This is a genomic window from Rhizobium sp. No.120 (assembly GCF_054558365.1).
The window spans coordinates 502,719-522,396 of sequence record NZ_BAAJNQ010000002.1; the positions used below are offsets into that span (position 1 = coordinate 502,719).

The following is a 19,678-nucleotide window of genomic DNA, read 5'->3' on the forward strand; positions in this document are numbered from 1 at the left end:
GATAGGGATATGGCAGCAGTCGCAGACGAATCGGCAAAGGGCAAGGGATCGCCACTGATCATGATGATTGCCGGGTTGCTGGTGTTGACCGCGCTCGGCGGCGGTGGAGGCTGGGTACTCGGAACCATGGTGGCGCCAAGGATCAAACAGGCTACCGCTGCGGTCCAGGCGACGGCAAAAGCCGGCGGCGACAGCAAGCAGGCTGCCGCCGCCGCCCAGGCAAATGGCATCATCGCGCTGGACCCGATCACCACCAATCTCGCTTATCCCTCGCAGAGCTGGATCAGGCTGGAGCTTGCGCTCGTCTTCAAGGGGCCGCCGGATGCCCAGCTTGCCCAGGCGATCCATCAGGACATCCTCGCCTATATCCGCACGGTTTCCCTGCAGCAGATCGAAGGCGCCCGCGGCCTGCAATATCTTCGGGATGACATTCAGGAGCGTGTTGACCTGCGCTCGGAAGGACGAGTATCGAAAGTTATGTTCAGAACTTTCGTGATCGAATGAGTCGACCAGTACTTGCTCTATTTATATTCGTCATTGCTGCCTTGTCGCCCGAACTGGCGGCGGCGCAGCAGTTGTCGCAACAGCTTCCCACTGATCTTCTGAACGCGCCGGTCAACGGCTCGGTTGCCGCCTGGATCATCCGTACCTTCGGGCTCCTGACGATCCTGTCGATCGCGCCGGGTATCCTGATCATGGTGACAAGCTTTCCGCGCTTCATCATCGCCTTTTCGATCCTGCGCACGGGCATGGGCCTCTCAACGACGCCGTCGAACATGATCCTTTTGAGCCTTGCGCTCTTCATGACCTTCTACGTCATGTCGCCGACCTTCGATCAGGCTTGGAAGGATGGCGTGCAGCCGCTGCTTGCCAACCAGGTTTCGGAAGCCGATGCGGTGCAGCGCATTGCCGAGCCTTTCCGCACCTTCATGTCGAACAATACGCGCGACAAGGACCTGAAGCTTTTCGTCGATCTGGCGAAGGAACGCGGCCAGTCGACGGTGGTCGATAACAAGATCGATTACCGCGTCCTGATCCCGGCCTTCATGATCTCCGAAATCCGCCGCGGCTTCGAAATCGGCTTCCTGGTGGTACTGCCGTTTCTCGTAATCGACCTGATCGTGTCGACCATCGTCATGGCGATGGGCATGATGATGCTGCCGCCGACCTCGATCTCCCTGCCGTTCAAGATTCTCTTTTTCGTGCTGATTGACGGGTGGAACCTTTTGGTCGGGAGTCTGGTCCGCTCTTTCCACTGAAAAGACAGGAGCGAAGCGATCGCCGAACGTGTGTGGCTCCGACGATCGCTGGACTTTATTCGGCAGCGATCGCCGCCGAGCTCTGATCTTCTTCCATAAACGCTTGTGTGCGCATGGGCAACGCCGGGACGTCCATATGATCGGGTGCGAGACCCTGCTTGGCCCGGCCCACCATCATCTCGAAGGCCGCCTCCAGATGGCGTGTGAAGCGCTCGGCGTCGAAGAGCGGTTTGATGTAGCGGTTGGCAGCCAGTGTTTCTTTGAATTGCGCAATGCGTTCGGGCTGGCTGGCGAGCTGCACCGCCATATCTTCGTAGGCTTGAAGGTCCTCGGCGACCAGCTCCGGCACGCCGATCGCATTCAGCAGGCTTTCGCTGACGCGTGAGGCAAAGTTGGTGCCCTTCATGGTGAGGACCGGCAGACCGCCCCATAGCTGCTCGGAGGTGGTCGTATGGCCGTTGACGGGGAAAGTATCAAGGCCGAGATCGGCAAGCTGCTGGCGATCAATATGATCCTCGTAGCGAATGCGCGTGGTAAAGACGACCCGCTTGCGGCTGATGCCACGCGATTCCAGACGTGCCCAGAGATTGGCTTCTGCGCGGGGGCCGTTGCAGAGCAGCCAAAGCACGCTGTTCTTGCTGCGCTTGAGGATATTGCACCATACATCGACCATTTGCGAGGTGATCTTGCGATTGCCGTTGAAGGAGGCGAAGACGAAGGCGTCTTCGGGAAGCTTGTGCTGCGCGCGGGTCGTCGGCCGTGGCTTTGGGCGGTTGAGCGGATCGTTCGGCTGGTAGCATTCGGGCAGGCGGCAGAACTTCTCATGGAAATGCGGCTTCGAATGATCCGGAAGCACATAATGATCGCCGATGATGTAGTCGAGGTCGATGTTGACGACGGAGCCGGGAAAACCGAGCCAGGAAACATGGATCGGAGCTGCCATATGGTTGAGGATAATCGCGCGGCTTGCTTTGGTGTGTCCCTTGAGATCGACGAGAATGTCGATATTCCGGGTTCGGATCTCCTTTGCCGCGTCCTGGTCGGACAGACCGCGAACGTCGACCATCGTCCCCCACTTCTGATGGTCGAACTCCTGTTCCTTCTGTGAAGCGAGATCGGAATGGTCGAAAAGGGTGACCTCGAACCGATCCCTGTCGTGCAGTTCCAGGGTTCGCTGCATCAGCTTCATTGTCGCGTGGCCAGGCCAGAAATCGGACGAGAGATAACCGACGCGGATCTTATTGCTCCACGCGTGCGGCAACTTGCGACGAGCCTCGGCAAGGCCGGCGGGCAGGGGTTTTGTGTCGTGGACCGCATATTTGTTAATTGCTTCATCGCCACACCAATGCAGGTGGAAGAAGGGGTTATCCGGGATCACGTAGGCGAGATTGCCTTCTGCCAGTGCCGCTGTGATCGACGGCATGTACCTGTCGACAACCGCGAGATCGGATATTTCTCGGGCGAAGATCAGATGAAGTATGCGAGCGATGCTGCTGTCGGGATGTTTTTTGAATAGGGTCGCAACCAAGTGTCGGTTGCTTTCGTCGTAGAGATCGTCGGTGAGGAGTTTCGATGCCATGAGCCGATGCTCGACCTTCGGTCCCTCGACCAGTACCGTCTTGAAGCCGCTCAGGAGTTCTTTCTGCTCTCGGCTGAGGAAAATGCGGGCGAGAATGAAGGCAATATCCGGGTCCTTAAACGCCATTGGAAGGATCAGGCTTCCTACGGCAAGAGCTTGCTCGTCATTGCCGCAATCGTTGTGCAGCAACAGGGCTTCCCGAAGATAGTCGTCGCGCTGCGGCTTTTGCCGGCCCGCCAGCTCATAGGCGCTCGCCGCATCCGATTTGAACCCAAGTTTGAGCAGTGTTTTTGCCAGCAACGCATAGGTCTTGGGCGATCCGTCGACATTAAGCAATTCGTTCAGCGTTTCGAGCGCGCGTGTATATTGCCCCTTCTGATAAAAGCTGGATGCAGTCGCAAAGGCGTTTTTCGTATTCAAGAGCGAGAACTCCGAGCAATATGTCGACCGACTCTCGCCTGAGGGCGAGGGGCTGGCTTCATGGATTCGCCGGATCATTGCGCACGTAGCTTGCCTGAAACCGAAGCAACTCCAAAAAGGCCTTTACGCATTGTTAGCTACGTTCCGGAGAGCCGCTTACCCGCGGATCGAATTTAAGAAATTGGCAAGCAATGGATGCGACTTTCCTTGCGACATGACGGGTTTGGTCCTCTAGGAAAACGGATCGAGGGGCATGAAGCTGCTCCGTCATCGCCGGTATCTCCAGTCCGGTATGTCCTCCTTTAGTATCCAGTTTCCAGGGGACACTTCTATGACCAGCATTATTACCAACAATTCCGCAATGGCCGCTCTCCAGACGCTGCGCGGCATCAGCAGCAACCTGCAGCAGACGCAGAGCGCCGTTTCCTCGGGTCTGCGTATCTCCAAGGCTTCCGATAACGCCGCTTACTGGTCGATCGCCACCAGCATGAAGTCCGACAACAGCGCCATCGGCGCGGTTTCCGACGCCCTCGGCCTCGGCGCCGCAAAGGTTGACACCGCTTCGACGGCCGTCAGCAGCGCCATCGACATCGTCGGCCAGATCAAGAGCAAGCTTGCGACCGCCATGGAAGGTTCGGTTGACAAGAAGGCTGTTCAGGAAGAAATCGGCCAGCTGCAGCAGCAGCTGCAGAGCGTAGCCCAGTCGGCTTCGTTCAACGGCGAAAACTGGGTCATGGCTTCGAGCGGTGGCTCCGCTTCGGTCGTCTCGTCCTTCATCCGCGGTACCAACGGCACCGTTTCGGTCAGCACGACCTCCTACGCCTTCGACGCCGGCGCAACCGGCAACGTTCTGTTCGGCTCGAGCGGCGGCACGATCGACACGACTTCGGGCATCCTGGGTACGTCGGATGCGTCGGTTGGCGCTTCGGTCTTCAGCCTCGATATCTCCAGCATGACGACCGGCCAGATCTCCAGCGCCCTGAACATGGTTCAGACCGCTCTGAACGCCATGACCAGCCTGGGCTCGAAGTTGGGTTCTGTCTCCAGCCGTATCGATCTGCAGACGAGCTTTGCTTCCTCGCTGTCCGACTCGATCCAGTCGGGCGTTGGCAAGCTGGTTGACGCCAACATGGAACAGGAATCGAGCAAGCTGTCCGCTCTGCAGACGCAGCAGCAGCTGGCTATCCAGTCGCTCTCGATCGCCAACTCCTCGAACCAGTCGATCCTGTCGCTCTTCCGTTAATAGGAAGAACCAACGCGCAGCGTTGGTCGAAAATCCTAAACAACAAGTTAACCGCACCTGCCTAAGGTGCGGTTTTTTTTATATTTTCTGGCTTAAGCCGGTTCAGCTTTTCTTAACTATATTGCTGTTTCTTAGGACCATCGAAGCGGCGAGTTAACCTTAACGATTTTGGTTAACAGGCATGATGCTGAATGCCGTTACCGGTTTTAGGTCCGGAATGTCCCTTATTTAACCACTGCCAAAGGGGCAAATATCATGACGAGCATTCTTACCAACAACGCCGCAATGGCCGCTCTCCAGACGCTGCGCAGCATCGGCTCCAACCTGCAGCAGACGCAGAGCGCCGTTTCCTCGGGCCTGCGTATCTCCAAGGCTTCCGATAACGCCGCTTACTGGTCGATCGCCACCAGCATGAAGTCCGACAACAGCGCCATCGGCGCGGTTTCCGACGCCCTCGGCCTCGGCGCCGCAAAGGTTGATACGGCAACCACCGCTGTCACCAGCGCCATCGACATCGTCGGCCAGATCAAGAGCAAGCTTGTCACCGCCATGGAAGCTTCGGTTGACAAGAAGTCGGTTCAGGAAGAAATCGGCCAGCTGCAGGAGCAGCTGCAGAGCGTAGCCCAGTCGGCTTCGTTCAACGGCGAAAACTGGGTCATGGCTTCGAGCGGTGGCTCCGCTTCGGTCGTCTCGTCCTTCATCCGCGGTACCAACGGCACCGTTTCGGTCAGCACGACCTCCTACGCCTTCGACGCCGGCGCAACCGGCAACGTTCTGTTCGGCTCGAGCGGCGGCACGATCGACACGACTTCGGGCATCCTGGGTACGTCGGATGCGTCGGTTGGCGCTTCGGTCTTCAGCCTGGACATCTCCAGCATGACCGGCGGCCAGATCTCCAGCGCCCTGAACATGGTTCAGACCGCTCTGAACGCCATGACCAGCATGAACTCCCGCCTCGGCTCCATCTCCGCTCGCATCGATCTGCAGACGACTTTCGCTTCCTCGCTGTCCGACTCGATCGAATCGGGTGTGGGCAAACTGGTTGACGCCAACATGGAACAGGAATCGAGCAAGCTGTCCGCTCTGCAGACGCAGCAGCAGCTGGCCGTCCAGTCGCTCTCGATCGCCAATTCCTCGAGCCAGTCGATCCTGTCGCTCTTCCGTTAATAGGAAGAACTAACGCGCAGCGTTGGTCGATGACAAGAGACAAGCCTTCGCCGCGCCTTCTCCGGAAGGCGCGGTTTTCGTTTTTGGCCCGGCGCATCGGCGCCGACCGACTCAGGACGCCTTTTCCAGGGCCGCTGCAGCCCTTTGCCTGACTGCATCGACGAAGCCATCGAACAGTTTCCGCATGGCTGCCTGCTTGTAGGGATAGACGCTCGGATCATCCATGTCATGGACCACCATGGCGACATCGAGCTCGAACACCAGCAGGCGTCCGTCGGGAAGTTCGGCGCAATCGATGCCGAAATAATCGAGCGGGATATGACGGCAAAGGGCGGCGAAGCTTTCCTTATGGCGCAGGGCGAAATCCTGATCGAAATTTTCCATCCATGCCTGCTCGACGGCGCGTTTTGCCGCGCTCTGCTCCATGCCGGCACTCAGATAATGCACGATCCAATGATCCGAAAGTGCCATGTGGCTCGCGAACGCCTTGCCGTCGATGAACACGATGCGCTGCTTGTTATAGTAGCCATCGGAACCGCGAAAATCGATGAAGGGCGCGACGTAGAGTTCCGGAGCGGGCTGGGCCTTCAGAAAGGCTGCAAGCTCGGTGGAGCCGGTGATGCGTTCCATGCCGTTGCCCGCATGTGTGCTGATTGGGCGCACCACGAGCGGGTAGGCAAGGCCCGGAGCGCAATCGTCCAGTTGCTTCGCGCACGTGGCGACGGCTAAAAGATCGGCGTGCGATACGCGGTAGGTAACGGGCGAAAGGATGGAGGGCTCATTCGCCAGCATGCCGCTGACACCGTCGCGCGTCAGCCTCGCGATCAGTCCCGGATTGCGGTTCATCACCGGACCGTCGAATTTGGCAAGCAGCGTCTGCATATGGGCAAGCAGCGGGGCGTTTTCCGTCGACTCTCCGATTGCCATGAAGGCGGTGTCATAATCCGGCAAATCGGCAAGCGCGGCGGTTTGTAGGTCGACATAGTACAGCCACAGCACGCAGTCGCTGCCGGCCAGCAGAAAATCGAGCGGCGTATTGGCCATGAAATCGCCTTCGGTCACGAAAGCGAGTAGCCGCGGGCCAGTCCCGTTGCCATGGACCACGCAATAGTCGCGGCGCATCTGCACGGCACTCTTCAGGATCTGGCGGGCTTCGTCGCTACGGCCGAGGGTTTGCAGAATGATCGCCATGTCCAACAGCGCGGCAGCGGCGGTCGGATCCGCTGTCACGCGTTGCATGAGCTCGTTCCAGAGCGGCGCCACGTCATGCCCGGCATAGACGAGAGAGACTATTTTCCGCATGCCAAGAATTTGGGCGCCGGCCGGCATGTTCGGTCGGGTCGGGTCGGCGATGGGGGCTTTGGTCATCTGCATTGCGGAAGATCCTGTTGGGAGCCGATTATCAAAACGCTCCGAACGAGCGCGTCGATATCCGTCTGTCGGGTACGGTGGTTTACGATCGCCGCGCGAATTGCCGGCTGACCGTTCAGGTGGGTCAAGGACGGAGCGACGCGACCCTCGGCGTGGAGACGCTCGACGATGTGGGAATTGACCGATGCCGGCATCGTTCCGTCGGCTCCGACATAGGCGAAGCAGACGATGTTGAGGGCGACGGGCGCGAGCAGCTTCAGCGCCGGCTCTCGCTCGATCCGGTGTGCCAGCTCGCGTGCCAGTAGGCAATTGGCGTTCATTGCCTGCCCTAATGCTCTAACGCCATAGGTTTTCAGGGTGAACCAGGTCTTCAGCGCCCTAAAGCCACGGGAAAGATCCGGACCATAGTCGCAGGGCCACCAGTCCCCGCCGGCAAGTCCGGTCTCAGCGCGGCTCAGATAAGCGGCATCCGAAGCAAAGGCTTGCCGCTGCCACTCGCTGTCCCGCACCAGGAGGAAGCCGGCATCATAGGGTACCTGACCCCACTTGTGGAAATCGAAAGCGAGCGAATCGCAGGCTTCGATCCCCGCAAACAAAGACGCGAGATCTCCGCTGAGGACGCCAAGAGCGCCGAGTGCGCCATCGACGTGAAAATGAAGATCATGGGCGTCGGCGATGCCGCGCAGAGCCGCAAGGTCATCGACGGCGCCGGTGTTGACCGTTCCAGCGCTTCCGATAAGGAGGAACGGCGTGAAACCTTCCTGTTCGTCGCGAAGGATCGCCTGTTCCAGCGCATCGAGATCGATTCGGCCGACGGCGTCGACGGGAATGCGCCGCAGCTGATTGCTGCCGATGCCCGACATTTCGAAAGCACGGGGCACGCATCCATGCACTTCGCTCGAGGCATAGGCGACGAGCCGGGATTCGGCGGACAGGCCGTTTGCACGGACATTGCCGCCAAGCTTGCGGCATCTGGCGATCTGCACCGCGACGAAATTCGCCTGCGATGCACCGGTCAGGAATATCCCGCCTGCCGTTTCCGGAAAAGAGAAGATCTCGCGCGCCCAGCGGATGATCTGGCGCTCGACCTCGATCGGCATGTGATCTCGTCCGCCGAGGTTGGCATTCAGCCCGCCGGCGAGCATTTCGGCGAGCATGCCGGTAACGGTGCCGCCGCCCTGGACCCAGCCCATGAAGCCCGGATGAATGTTGCCGCTGCCGTAGGGCAGGATGTTTTCCCGAAAGATCGCGTGGACGTCAGCTAGATCGCCGGCCTCCACGGGCAACGGCGCATCGAACAGGGCACGGGCAGCGGCGGGAGCATGTTGCCAAACCGGCTTCCGGCCGAGCGTCTGGAGATGATCGAACATGTCGTCAAGCATCTGATGGCCCTGTTTGCGTAGGGCCTGCCAGTCCTCTGGGTCGAGGCTTGTTCGCGCGCGGCAATCATCTGCCGCTTGTCCGGCGTCTTGCAAACTGAACATCTCAACCTCGTCTATGGCCGGTCCTATTGGCGCCGCCGTTTCCGTCCGACATCGGACGGATCGCTTCCATGCTACGACGTCCAAGATGGCGCGAGGCTGACTTGCAGGCCTCCCGGTTATCAGCCACATGAATTCGTTAACTTTTGTCGGTGACATTAACCTTTTATTAACTCTATTGCTGTCAGTTGCGGCTAGCGCAACGGTTGGTTAACTTCTCCTAAGAGGCGGTTAACAAGCATGAAGCTGATTGCCGTTCCCGGCCGCAAGACCGGAATGTCCCTTCCAAAATCAGCCATAAGGGGCACTTTTCGATGACCAGCATCCTCACCAACGACGCCGCGATGTCCGCCCTCCAGACCCTGCGCGGCATCAATACGAATCTGCAGGATACGCAGAGCCGTGTTTCCTCGGGTTACAAGGTAGCGAAGGCCGCCGACAACGCCGCTTACTGGTCGATCGCGACAACCATGCGCTCCGACAATGGCGCGCTTTCCGCCGTTTCGGATGCATTGGGCCTGGGTGCGGCCAAGGTCGATACGGCCTATGCAGCAATGGACAACGCCATCAAGGTCGTTCAACAGGTAAAGGACAAGCTCGTCGCCGCAACTGAAAGCAGTGTTTCGAAGGCTGATATCCAGGAGGAGGTTTCCCAGCTTCAGCAGCAGCTGGAAAGCATTGCACAGTCCGCATCCTTCTCCGGGCAGAACTGGATGTATGCGGCGAATGGCGCCTCGGCCTCCGTCGTTTCCTCCTTCGTGCGCAACAATAACGGCACGGTTTCAGTCAACAGCACCAGCTACGCCTTCGATACCAGCTCGCAGGGCAACGTTCTGTTCGGCGCAAGCGGTGGTTCGATCGATACCAGCTCCGGTATTCTCGGCACCCAGCAGAATATTAACGGCACATCCTATTCGGTCTTCAGTCTCGATATCACCAACATGACGGGTGGCGACATCGGCAAGGCCATGAATCTCATTCAGGGCGCCCTCAACGCGATGACAAGCACGGCCTCGCAGCTCGGCTCGCTTTCGACGCGCATCGATCTGCAGACGAGCTTCGTTTCGACGTTGCATGATACGATCGATTCCGGTGTCGGTAAGCTCGTCGATGCGAATATGGAAGAGGAGTCGAGCAAACTGTCGGCGCTGCAGACCCAGCAGCAATTGGCTATCCAGTCGCTGCAGATTGCCAATTCGAGCGCACAGAACGTTCTCGCTCTCTTCAAGTGAGCCTTGACTGGAGCTTGCGTCGAGATCGCGCGGCGGTATTTCCCTCTTGTCGCCGCGTATAAGCTTTTGTTAACGTTGCCGCTAATTGATTTGCAGACTATGCGCAGGTCCGGCTTTCGTCCTCCTTCCAAGCGGTTGCCGGACTGCGCTTTAGCGACGGGCCGTGCTGGGATATTTCCCGCTGGCGGGCATGAGGCCAATCGTTGCTGCCGGATCGGTCCGGCTTGCCAGTTCCAATGGAATTACGGATTTTCAGATGAGCAATGTGACGACGAACCCATCCACGTCGGCGGCGCTGACCGTGTTGCGCGGTATCAACAAAGATCTCGATGTCGTGCAGCGGCAGGTCTCGTCCGGTTATCGCATTCAGGCGGCGAGCGACGATCCTACCTATTGGTCGATGGCGACCACTATGCGTTCGGACCGCAGCAGCCTTTCTACGATCACGGACGCGCTTGGTCTCGGCACCTCGAAAGTCGATACCGCATCCACCGCCATGGATACGGTCGTCAGCCTGCTGACCCAGATCCAGTCCAAACTGGTTTCCGCAAAGGAATCGGGCACAGACAAGAATGCGATCAACGCCGATATTCAGCAGCTCAAGAACCAGCTGCAATCCGTTACCCAATCCGCATCCTTCTCGGGTGAAAACTGGCTATACAACACTGAGCAGCAAGCCAATACGCAGCAATCGGTGATCAGCAACTTCACGCGGGGCACAGGCGGGCAAATCAATTTTACGACGATCGATTACGATAGCTCTCAAACCCTGATGATCGATACCGCCCAACCGGCGCGAGGTTTGCTGACGAAAAATGTCGACGCGAGCACGCTCGGCGCTCCGGGGACCAGCGGCGGAACGGCCCGCAACTACTATCTCCTTGCCGCCAGCGGCGGTTCGACGCCACCAGGTGGAACGGAGATCGCAATCTCCAGCACCACGACGGACGACGAATTGACCGATATGATCAATGTCACCAATTCGCTCCTGAAATCGGCAACCTCAGCCGATTCGACATTGGGTCTGATGGCATCCAACATCACCGATCAGTCGGATTATATTTCCAAGCTCGGAGATGCTATCAAGAGCAGCGTCGGCGACCTGGTCGATACCAATATGGAAGAAGCCTCGGCTCGACAGAGTGCCCTGCAGACGGCGCAGCAGATGGGCGTGCAGACATTGTCGATCGCCAACAGCATGGCGAGTAAGGTTCTGATCATCCTTCAATCGAAGTGACCGTTGGGCTGAACTCGGATCGGTTATGCCGCACCGCATTCATCCTCGCACAAGTTTGACTGCCTACGGTCCTTTGCAGTGGCTTGGCTGCGTAAAGTGCTGGTGACCTTGGTCCCGGATGCCGCTGCCTGAGGACGGAAACCGGAAGCGTGATGATCGACGTTTTGAGAATGGAAATGGATCGGCCGGCTGCCGGCATCGACTTACAGCGTCTTCGCGGCGCCAATGGGGAGATGCGTGCGTGAGCTTGGCGCTATCTCGATATCTCAAGGATTTTGGCGCCGAACTGGCTCCTCCGTCGCATGTCGACGATATGGCTTTTGCGGAGCCGAGCGAGTTTTCCGAAATTCCAGGCGAGCCGACGGTTGATGTCGAAGCCGAGCGTCGTGCTGCCTATGCCGAAGGGTATGAGGCAGCGTCGCAGGAACTGACGCGGAAGCATCAGGCCGAGCTCGATGCCATGGCCCAGTCGTTCCGCGCGGAAATGGATGCGCTGCGGATACGTTACGAAGAGCAGGCGGCGGAAAGGATCGCGGCGGATATGAACCGCATCGCTGCGATGCTCGGGCAGGCGATCAGCACGGAAGCCGCCGCCATCCTTGCGCCGATCATGACCGAGACGCTGACGACCAGGGCGGTCGGCGATCTTGCCGAGCTTGTCAAAGCTTCGATCCTCGACGGCGGCGTCGGGCCTATCTCAGTCAGCGGTCCGCGCCATCTTTTTGAGGTTCTCCATAGCCGCCTCGGCCATGACGGCTCGCTGTTGCGCCATGTTGAGGCTGATGATGTCGATCTCACCGTGACTATCGGCGAGAGCGTTCTCGTGACCCGTATGTCCGCCTGGGCCGCCAGTCTGAAAGAGATCCTGAAATGAGCGACGGCGATCAAAATCACGGCAAGCACGAGATCATCATCGTCAAGCGCCGCGGCGGCGATCACGAAGGCGGTCATGGGGGTGCGTGGAAGATCGCCTATGCCGACTTCATGACCGCGATGATGGCCTTCTTCCTGGTCATGTGGCTGGTAAACGCCGCAAACGAGGAGACGAAGGCCTCGGTCGCCTCCTATTTCAATCCCATCAAGCTTGCCGATGAGAAGCCGACTGAAAAAGGTCTCAAGAAACCCGTCGATCAGGCTCAGGGCGAAAAGAATCAGCAGAAGTCCGACAAGCCGCAGGATAAGCCGAATGACGGCAAATCGGCCAAGACCGGCGAGGATCTGACCTCGACATCCGGTGATCAGACGAATTATTCCGAAGCGGATTTTTTTGAGAATCCTTATTCGGTTCTCGCCGAGATCGCACAGGAAGTCGGTCAGCAGGCCAATGTCAGCGCCAAGGGCGAGGGCGGTGCCGCCCAATCGGGTCCGGCCACAGGCGCAGATGGCGGCCAGGCCTATCGCGATCCGTTCGATCCGGATTTCTGGACCAAGCAGGTGCAGGTTTCCAGCGCTTCGAAGAAGGCGAACGAGGAACAGTCTGCCAAGTCGGATCAATCGCCCAAGGGCGAAGTCATCGCTCTGTCGAAGGCAACGGCTGCAGATACCGGTCAGCCGGCAGATCAGCCGCAAACGCCTGAACAACAGCCGGCAGTGAGCGAGCAGCAGGCGGCGGGCAAAGCGCAGGAGAAACAGACGCAGGCTCAGCAGATTGCCAAGGCCAGCACGCGCAGCGATGCATCCACTCCTGAAGACAATGCCGCTTTGCCTGTGAACAAGGATGTACAGCCTACAAAGGCGCAGCAGCAGGAGGCCAAGGATCTGCAGCAGGCAATTCAGGCTGAGATCCAGGGCGTTGCCGGCCAGCTGGCCGAAGGGCTGCAGGTGACTGCGGCTGAAGGCGGGGTACTGGTCACGATTTCCGACCAGACCAATGATCCCATGTTCAATATCGGTTCGGCGGTTCCCCGGCGCGAGATGGTGCTGGCGATGGAGAAGATCGGTAAGCTTCTCGCAGAACGCAAGGGATCGGTCCTGATCCGCGGCCATACCGACGGGCGCCCTTATATGGTCGGCGGGCGCAACGACAATTGGCGGCTGTCGCTCGATCGTGCCCAAAGTGCCTATTACATGCTGACCAGCGGCGGGTTGGACGAAAAGCGGGTCGTGCAGGTGTCCGGCTTTGCGGACCGGCGTTTGAAGCTGCCCAATGATCCCTTTAACGACGCGAACCGCCGTATCGAGATCCTGATCGCGAGTCCCTCCACGCAGGCGGCGACGGACCCCGCAGCTTCGGGAACGCAGGCTCCCGTAAAGCCCGCCTCAGGCAAGGGCAAGTCCGGTCAAGGCAAGCAGGGATAGTTCATGACGCGCAAACAGCATCGTCATCGCCTTGCGTTCACGCTCACCCTCGGCATGCTGATGCCGGGTTCAGTGAGCGCTGAGGGGCAGGACGGCCTGCCGCTCTACAAGATGCTGCGCTCGCTTGAATTCGTGCAGGATTCCGTTGTCGCGGGTGACAGTTCTGCCGCAGAGATGCAGCGCTTCCTGCTCGGAACCATAGACGAGCGCCTGCGCAGTGCCGACAAATCCGTCTTCGAGGACAGCCGCAACGTCGATGCGGCACTCATTTATGCCATGAGCGGCGGCAACCCCGAAACGCTCGAATATCTGATGTCGCGCGACGTCAACGGCAATTTTGACAATCGCGTTGCGGATGTCCTCAGGAAATATTTGAACGGCAAGGGTCTGCTCGTCGTCAACACGCTGGCCGACATCGCCAAGGAGTATCGCGGCAAGCCGATCGGCTCCTACCTGTCGCTGGTTGCAGGCAATGTCATGTCGGGCAAGAATGGCAAGGCGGCGTTGCAGCTTTACGACTGGGCGCGATTGATGGCACCTGGTACGATCGTCGAGGAATCGGCATTGCGCCGCTCGCTGGCTCTGTGCGCCGATGCGGGCATGGTGCCGCAAGGATTAGAGTATGCACGGCGCTATACGCGGCGCTTCCTGCATTCGCCTTACGCCAGCCAGTTTGCCGATCTTTTCGTACAGCTGGTGGTGGATCACGATTCCGATGTGAAGCAGCAGGACATCGTCGATATCCTGTCTTTCATGGACCCGCCGCGACAGCGGGAAATCTATCTGCGAATGGCGCGCCGGGCCGCGATCGCCGGCAAGGCAGATCTGGCCGCGCTGGCGGCCAACCGTGCCCAGGCGATCTCCAATGATAGCGGCGATGCCTTTGGCGCGCTGGCGAACTTCTATGGTGGTGTGGCGGGCATATCCACGCCCGAATTGAAGGCGGCGATCAATGACGTGAACCAGATGCCGGCGGGCGAGCTGAATGCGCGCGACCGTGCATTGCGCGACGCGGCAAAGGCGGTGGCAGCGGAGATATTGCGGACGCCTGACGCGGCAAGCCTCGGGCAAGGCAGCGTTCCTAACCTGCTCAGCCAACAGAAGACTGAACACGATGCTGCTGTGACGAATCAAACGGGAGGCCAATCTCCCGGCACGGCGGGTGTTGAGCAGGGGGCCTCGGCAAACGCGGCTCCCGCCCCGGAGGGAGGGCGGCAGGAGGCCGACTCTTCGTTCAACGCATTCGTCACGACAAGCCGCTCGAAGCTGGATGCCATCGACGGCCTGTTGAAGCAGGAAAGTCATTGATATGAACGACATCGGCGTGTCCGGCGCCCCATCGGGGGCGGATATTCGTGCTGTTGCCAAAGGCGGCCGCTCAACGAAGCAGGATGACGGCAAGGGCTTTATCGATGCGATGACAAGCTCGCGAGGCAACGGTGGCAAATCTTCAAGCTCCGATGCTGCTGCCGATACCTCGGCCAATGCGGACACGACTGCCGATAAGGATGCAAATGCGGCAAAGACAGTCGCGGGAAATTCCTCTGCGACACCTCTCTCCCCCGATGACGGTACCAATGCCGGAGTCGGGGTGATCGATGCCTCCGCAGCCAACCTTTCCGAACTCGCCGGCCTGGCTAAGGGCGCAAAAGCTTCACAGGCTGCAGGCGCCACCTCGCTCTCGCAATCACTGATCGAGCTGCAAAATGCTGCTTCAGCGGCAGGTAAGGCCGCCGCAACATCTGCCGGATCCGATCAGCCTGCCGCAGCCACAGACCCGGCCATGCCCGCGACCAATGCGAGCAAAGTGCCGGCGCCGTCTGCCGCACTCGGCCAGCTTGCCGAGATCGCCCAGCAATTGGCCGATGCCGCGACTGCGAACGGTCAGACGGCGCCGGTCAAGAGTGACGGTAAAACACCCGGCGTGAAGGATGGAAAAGATATCCAGGCCACGGACGATGGTAAGCCTGCATCGACGCAAGGCAGCCAGCCGATCAATACGATCTCCGACGCCTTGTCGTTGCTGAACGCTGCCCAGCCTATCGTCGCCACGCAGGTTAGTACGGCACAGGCAGGTAAGACGGCAGGCGATGCTAAGGTCCAGGCATTGCCATTAGCCAAGGGAGCACTTGCGAATGATGCCGCGGACACCGCTGCGACGTTGCCGGATGACGGCAAGGGAGCAGATACCGCGCAAACATTCCGCCTGACGCGTGCGGATGGTCGCGGCGGCACACTCGACCTGTCTATCAGCAAGGGCGGCAATGACGTTGCCGATGTCAAGGTTGGCGCTGCTGCAGGCGGCGATGTGATGGCAGTGACAGTACTGGATTCGCGTCGCTACCTCGGGCTTGCCACCAACTCGGCGTTGGTCGCCGGAAGCCTGGCGGGCGACCGCGAATGGTCGGCTGCGATGCAGCCAGGCTCGGCGCTTTCCAATGCGGCAAACCTGACGAGCACTGGTAAGGTCGTCAATACGCTGAAGATCCAGTTGCGACCGGATAATCTCGGCGACGTTACGGCAACCATGCGGCTTTCAGGGGACCAATTGAGCGTCGATCTGAAAGTTCAGACGGGTGAAGCCTATAGGCAGCTTCATGCGGATCAGAGCCGCATGGTCGATGCGCTACGTGCGCAAGGCTATCAGGTCGACAACATCTCCGTCACCCTGGCGTCCAATGCCGACCAGCAGTCGGACGGCGGCCGCAATTCCGGATCGAACCAGCCGCAGCAGCAGTCCCTGTTGAACCAGGGGCAGGGGGGCGACGCGCGCTCTAGGGGCCAGAACTATTCAGGGCAGCAGGCAAATGGAAACGATGGCAATCGCAGTTCGGGTGAGCGCAGCCTTGAGGACGGCGCTGGTGGTGGCCTGCAGCGTTCTCGCTCTGGAGCGGTTTACCTCTGAGGCGCACGCATCAGGCAATCCGGTGCCGCCTGACAACGGTGCCGCAGGCCTTTGCGAACGTGAAATCCAGTCCGCCGCCGCCAAATACGGAATACCGGAAGGGATCCTCTATTCCGTCGGCCTGACGGAAACGGGGCGCAAGGGATCGCTTTATCCTTACGCCCTCAATGTCGAGGGACGGCCGATCTTCCCGCCGTCGGAGGGTGCTGCCCTACAGGTATTTGCCGCCGCACGGCAGAGCGGGGCAAAGCTCATCGATGTCGGCTGCATGCAGATCAATCAGTATTTTCATGGCGAAAACTTTGCCTCCGTCGATGCCATGTTCGATCCGCGCGCAAATGTCGAATATGCTGCAAAGTTCCTCCGCAATCTGCACGACAGGCACGAGACTTGGACGATGGCGGTAGCTAGATACCATGCGGGCCCCAACAATGACCCCGCCCAGAAGGTCTATGTCTGCCGCGTGATCGCCAATCTGGTCGCCACCGGTTATGGAAAATGGACGCCAAACGCGGCGACGTTTTGTCGGGATTAAGCACTCATAGGTTGAGTATGGCGCCTGGTTAGCCGGCGCTAACCCAATCGAAACGGTTGACTGCCGTGGTTTTGCCTAAAATGGGAATGTTAATTATACGCTTGCTAACAAGTTTTTTATCGGTGTGAAACGCCGACGACCTACTATATCTAGTGCAAATCGCACCACTATGGTTAATCAATTATTAATTTCCGTCACTCATTTCCGACAGTTGTTCGTGATTCGCCCGATTCGTACCCATAGGTCATCGAAACACCACACTGATTCGGAGGCGGACGAATGATCGTAGTGGTTGATGAGCGAGAGCTCGTTAAAGACGGATACACATCACTCTTTGGACGCGAGGGCATCCCTTCGACGGGATTTGATCCACGTGAATTTAGCGAATGGGTCTCGACGGCGGCAGAGGGCGACATTGCTGCGGTCGAAGCCTTCCTGATCGGACAGGGGCAGCAGGTGCTTGAGCTTCCGAGGGCGATTCGCGACCGGACGGCGGCACCTGTCATCGCGGTCAGCGATCAGCCCTCGCTGGAAGCCACTCTCGCCCTTTTCGATTGCGGCGTGGACGATGTCGTGCGCAAGCCGGTACATCCCCGCGAAATCCTGGCCAGAGCGGCGGCGATCCGGCGCCGGTTGAAGGCGATCAGCAACTATACGGATATCGGCCCCATTCGCGTCTTCGCGGATGGCCGCGATCCGGAAATCAACGGTTCCGTATTTGCATTGCCGCGCCGCGAGCGCCGCATCCTCGAATATTTGATAGCCAATCGCGGCCGTCGCGTGACGAAGACCCAGATCTTCAACGCCATTTACGGCATCTTCGACGAGGAAGTCGAAGAGAACGTCGTCGAAAGCCATATTTCCAAGCTGCGCAAGAAACTGCGAAAGAAGCTCGGTTTCGACCCGGTCGATTCCAAACGCTTCCTCGGTTACTGCATCGACTGGAGCTGATACCGTCAGTCGCGCATTCCAGATGCTAAACCTGCTGATAAGCCCGGAAATCATTTGATTTCCGGGCTTGTTCTTTTGCGGTGGCGGAAGGTGCATGCTGCGGAAATGTGCGTCAATTCTTACCATTTCCTACTTCAATCGCCTGCGGCAACATTGGGGTTTCGACCTTGCGATGACGCTTTTCGCGATGATCGTTTTTTCGTTTTCTCAGACAGCTTCACGCAAGGCCCGCCGCCTACTCTCAGTCGTATGAAGGATAACGAGGATTCCAGATGAGGAATTTCGGCAGCAGAGAGACCGCCTTTGCGGAAGCGAGTGCAGAGGCAGCCCGCCTCGGCGCTGCTTTTGGCCGCCATCTCAATGTGTTCGGACTCTCTGGAGGAGCCGTCCGTCCGTTGCCAACGACAATCTGGTCTATTTCGCCGGCCTCGCTCCGACAGGCTATTCCGACATTTCCAGCGTCTTCGGCCGATCTGCCGCGCTAAACGAATAGGGTATCGAGTCAGTCATGTCGCTTACAACAGCTCTCAATAACGCGCAGGCAATATTCAACAATACCGGCACGCAGAGCAGCGTCGTGTCGAACAATATCGCCAACGCCAACAATACGAATTACTCGCGGCGCCAGGCCATGCTGACCACGGACATGGCCGGCGCACAGGTGGTGCAGATCTCGCGCAGCAGCGAACCTGCACTTCAGAAGGCTTATCTCAGTTCGGCTTCCTCGGATTCGGCGCAACAACTGCTCCTGAATGCCTATGGCAATCTTCAGTCGGCAACGATTGGCGGCAACGACAACGAAATTGCGCCGGCGACCTACCTGTCGGCATTTCAGAATGCGATGCAGAATTACGCCGGATCACCGTCCAATGCTACGGCGGCCCAATCTGCGATCAATGCGGCTCAGAGCCTGGCTACATCTCTCAACAATGCCACCACGGCTGTACAGGGCGCCCGTGCCGATGCGGACAAACAAATCAAGTCTGACGTCGATACGCTGAATAGCCTTCTCAAACAGTTTGAGACGGCCAATGAGGCGGTAAAATCGGCCACGGCGGCTGCCAATCCCACCTCCAGCGCGCTTGCCGACGCGATGGATCAGCGCGATTCGATCCTGAACCAGATCTCGAAGATCGTCGGCGTGACGACGGTGACGCGCGGCAACAACGACATGGCGCTCTATACCACCAGCGGAACGACCCTGTTCGAGACCATTCCGCGCACGGTGACGTTCAAGGCTACGGATACGTACACGGCCGCTACTCCGGTCCCCGGCAACAGTGTCTATATCGACGGCGTTGCGCTGACGCCCGGCCAGGGTGCGAATACGACGGCGCAGGGCACTCTGCAAGCGGCGCTTCAGATCCGCGATGATGTTGCGCCGACTTACCAGAAGCAGCTCGATGAGATCGCCCGAGGGTTGGTGACCGTCTTTGCCGAAACGAACAGCAATCCGTCCAAGCCTACATTGCCGGGTCTGTTTACCTGGAGCGGTGGCACTGTTCCTGCCAGCGGTACCGCGGTCACTGGTTTGGCCGGCTCGATCACCGTTAATTCGAAATTAATCACATCCCAAGGTGGCGATCCGTCGTTGCTGCGAGATGGTGGTATCAATAATAGCGCGACTGAGACCGGTTATACGAAGAATACCAGCGGCGGCAGCGGCTATTCCACACAGCTCGATGCCTTCATTACGGCAATGAATGCGAAGATGGCGTTCGATCCTACCGCAGGCTCCAGCACCAATGCCAGCTTGATGGATTATTCGGCCAGCTCCATTGGCTGGCTGGAAGGCCAGCGCAGCACGGCCACGACCGCGGCGGAAAATACGTCCGCCGCCCTATCGCGTTCCTCGGGCGCCTATTCGAATGCGACCGGCGTCAGTCTCGACGAAGAGCTGACACTGATGATGGATATCGAGCAGTCCTACAAGGCTGGAACGAAGATACTGAACACCGTCAACCAGATGCTTCAAGCTGTACTGGATCTTGCGAGCTAAG

General features: G+C 58.9%; 16 protein-coding genes. 13 read left to right on the forward strand and 3 right to left on the reverse strand.

Annotated features, from left to right (window positions below):
* The first annotated feature begins 9 nt into the window (after nt 1–9).
* Complete coding sequence (locus ACYJRZ_RS08185) at nt 10–504, forward strand: flagellar basal body-associated FliL family protein (protein WP_459457842.1); 495 nt, start codon at nt 10–12, stop codon at nt 502–504.
* Complete coding sequence (gene fliP, locus ACYJRZ_RS08190) at nt 501–1,259, forward strand: flagellar type III secretion system pore protein FliP (protein ID WP_459457844.1); 759 nt, start codon at nt 501–503, stop codon at nt 1,257–1,259. Before ACYJRZ_RS08185 ends, fliP begins: the two co-directional genes overlap by 4 nt.
* Before the next feature lie 55 nt (nt 1,260–1,314).
* Here fliP and ACYJRZ_RS08195 read toward each other — a convergent pair whose 3' ends face one another.
* Nucleotides 1,315–3,258: an O-linked N-acetylglucosamine transferase, SPINDLY family protein gene (locus ACYJRZ_RS08195; RefSeq protein WP_459457846.1), complete on the reverse strand. Its 1,944-nt coding sequence runs from the start codon at nt 3,256–3,258 to the stop codon at nt 1,315–1,317.
* Nucleotides 3,259–3,589: 331 nt separating this feature from the next.
* On the opposite strand from ACYJRZ_RS08195, the gene ACYJRZ_RS08200 reads away from it, so the two are divergent.
* Together ACYJRZ_RS08200 and ACYJRZ_RS08205 are read left to right on the forward strand one after the other, a co-directional pair.
* Complete coding sequence (locus ACYJRZ_RS08200) at nt 3,590–4,501, forward strand: flagellin N-terminal helical domain-containing protein (protein WP_459457848.1); 912 nt, start codon at nt 3,590–3,592, stop codon at nt 4,499–4,501.
* Nucleotides 4,502–4,756: 255 nt separating this feature from the next.
* Nucleotides 4,757–5,668, forward strand: coding sequence for a flagellin N-terminal helical domain-containing protein (locus tag ACYJRZ_RS08205; protein WP_459457850.1), 912 nt, complete (start codon nt 4,757–4,759; stop codon nt 5,666–5,668).
* A 111-nt stretch (nt 5,669–5,779) separates the two neighbouring features.
* Here the strand turns inward: ACYJRZ_RS08205 and ACYJRZ_RS08210 are convergent, their stop codons facing one another.
* Complete coding sequence (locus ACYJRZ_RS08210) at nt 5,780–7,042, reverse strand: ATP-grasp domain-containing protein (RefSeq protein ID WP_459457852.1); 1,263 nt, start codon at nt 7,040–7,042, stop codon at nt 5,780–5,782.
* A complete protein-coding gene (locus ACYJRZ_RS08215; protein WP_459457854.1) occupies nt 7,033–8,523 on the reverse strand; it encodes a pyridoxal phosphate-dependent decarboxylase family protein in 1,491 nt (496 codons plus the stop codon). Before ACYJRZ_RS08215 ends, ACYJRZ_RS08210 begins: the two co-directional genes overlap by 10 nt.
* Nucleotides 8,524–8,834: 311 nt before the next feature.
* Here ACYJRZ_RS08215 and ACYJRZ_RS08220 point away from each other — a divergent pair, with 311 nt between their 5' ends.
* From ACYJRZ_RS08220 to flgK, 9 genes are all read left to right on the forward strand, one after another.
* Nucleotides 8,835–9,752, forward strand: a complete 918-nt coding sequence (locus ACYJRZ_RS08220) for a flagellin N-terminal helical domain-containing protein (protein WP_459457856.1) — start codon at nt 8,835–8,837, stop codon at nt 9,750–9,752.
* Nucleotides 9,753–10,008: 256 nt separating this feature from the next.
* The gene (locus ACYJRZ_RS08225) at nt 10,009–10,989 is read left to right on the forward strand and encodes a flagellin N-terminal helical domain-containing protein (protein ID WP_459457858.1); all 981 of its coding nucleotides are present in this window, start codon (nt 10,009–10,011) and stop codon (nt 10,987–10,989) included.
* 241 nt (nt 10,990–11,230) lie between these two features.
* The gene (locus tag ACYJRZ_RS08230) at nt 11,231–11,863 is read left to right on the forward strand and encodes a hypothetical protein (protein ID WP_459457860.1); all 633 of its coding nucleotides are present in this window, start codon (nt 11,231–11,233) and stop codon (nt 11,861–11,863) included.
* Nucleotides 11,860–13,287, forward strand: coding sequence for a MotB family protein (locus ACYJRZ_RS08235; protein WP_459457862.1), 1,428 nt, complete (start codon nt 11,860–11,862; stop codon nt 13,285–13,287). Before ACYJRZ_RS08230 ends, ACYJRZ_RS08235 begins: the two co-directional genes overlap by 4 nt.
* Before the next feature lie 3 nt (nt 13,288–13,290).
* A complete protein-coding gene (gene motC, locus ACYJRZ_RS08240; protein WP_459457864.1) occupies nt 13,291–14,595 on the forward strand; it encodes a chemotaxis protein MotC in 1,305 nt (434 codons plus the stop codon).
* Between the two features lies 1 nt (nt 14,596).
* On the forward strand, nt 14,597–16,192 hold the full coding sequence (gene fliK / locus ACYJRZ_RS08245) for a flagellar hook-length control protein FliK (protein WP_459457866.1): 1,596 nt from the start codon (nt 14,597–14,599) through the stop codon (nt 16,190–16,192).
* Entirely contained in the window at nt 16,104–16,727 is a 624-nt protein-coding gene (locus ACYJRZ_RS08250) for a transglycosylase SLT domain-containing protein (RefSeq protein WP_459457868.1), read from the forward strand. Before fliK ends, ACYJRZ_RS08250 begins: the two co-directional genes overlap by 89 nt.
* 279 nt (nt 16,728–17,006) lie before the next feature.
* Nucleotides 17,007–17,678 carry a transcriptional activator Rem gene (gene rem, locus ACYJRZ_RS08255; RefSeq protein WP_106996629.1) on the forward strand — a complete coding sequence of 224 codons (672 nt, stop codon included), beginning with the start codon at nt 17,007–17,009 and terminating at the stop codon, nt 17,676–17,678.
* A 508-nt stretch (nt 17,679–18,186) separates the two neighbouring features.
* A complete protein-coding gene (gene flgK, locus ACYJRZ_RS08260; RefSeq protein ID WP_459457870.1) occupies nt 18,187–19,677 on the forward strand; it encodes a flagellar hook-associated protein FlgK in 1,491 nt (496 codons plus the stop codon).
* The last annotated feature ends 1 nt before the right edge of the window (nt 19,678 follow it).

Excerpts from the sequence above, each read along its gene's own strand:
- ACYJRZ_RS08185 (WP_459457842.1), top strand. The coding sequence starts at position 10 with ATGGCAGCAGTCGCAGACGAATCGGCAAAGGGCAAGGGATCGCCACTG.
- fliP (WP_459457844.1), top strand. The coding sequence starts at position 501 with ATGAGTCGACCAGTACTTGCTCTATTTATATTCGTCATTGCTGCCTTG.
- ACYJRZ_RS08200 (WP_459457848.1), top strand. The coding sequence starts at position 3,590 with ATGACCAGCATTATTACCAACAATTCCGCAATGGCCGCTCTCCAGACG.
- ACYJRZ_RS08205 (WP_459457850.1), top strand. The coding sequence starts at position 4,757 with ATGACGAGCATTCTTACCAACAACGCCGCAATGGCCGCTCTCCAGACG.
- ACYJRZ_RS08210 (WP_459457852.1), bottom strand. The coding sequence starts at position 7,042 with ATGCAGATGACCAAAGCCCCCATCGCCGACCCGACCCGACCGAACATG.
- ACYJRZ_RS08215 (WP_459457854.1), bottom strand. The coding sequence starts at position 8,523 with ATGTTCAGTTTGCAAGACGCCGGACAAGCGGCAGATGATTGCCGCGCG.
- ACYJRZ_RS08220 (WP_459457856.1), top strand. The coding sequence starts at position 8,835 with ATGACCAGCATCCTCACCAACGACGCCGCGATGTCCGCCCTCCAGACC.
- ACYJRZ_RS08225 (WP_459457858.1), top strand. The coding sequence starts at position 10,009 with ATGAGCAATGTGACGACGAACCCATCCACGTCGGCGGCGCTGACCGTG.
- ACYJRZ_RS08235 (WP_459457862.1), top strand. The coding sequence starts at position 11,860 with ATGAGCGACGGCGATCAAAATCACGGCAAGCACGAGATCATCATCGTC.
- motC (WP_459457864.1), top strand. The coding sequence starts at position 13,291 with ATGACGCGCAAACAGCATCGTCATCGCCTTGCGTTCACGCTCACCCTC.
- fliK (WP_459457866.1), top strand. The coding sequence starts at position 14,597 with ATGAACGACATCGGCGTGTCCGGCGCCCCATCGGGGGCGGATATTCGT.
- ACYJRZ_RS08250 (WP_459457868.1), top strand. The coding sequence starts at position 16,104 with ATGGCAATCGCAGTTCGGGTGAGCGCAGCCTTGAGGACGGCGCTGGTG.
- rem (WP_106996629.1), top strand. The coding sequence starts at position 17,007 with ATGATCGTAGTGGTTGATGAGCGAGAGCTCGTTAAAGACGGATACACA.
- flgK (WP_459457870.1), top strand. The coding sequence starts at position 18,187 with ATGTCGCTTACAACAGCTCTCAATAACGCGCAGGCAATATTCAACAAT.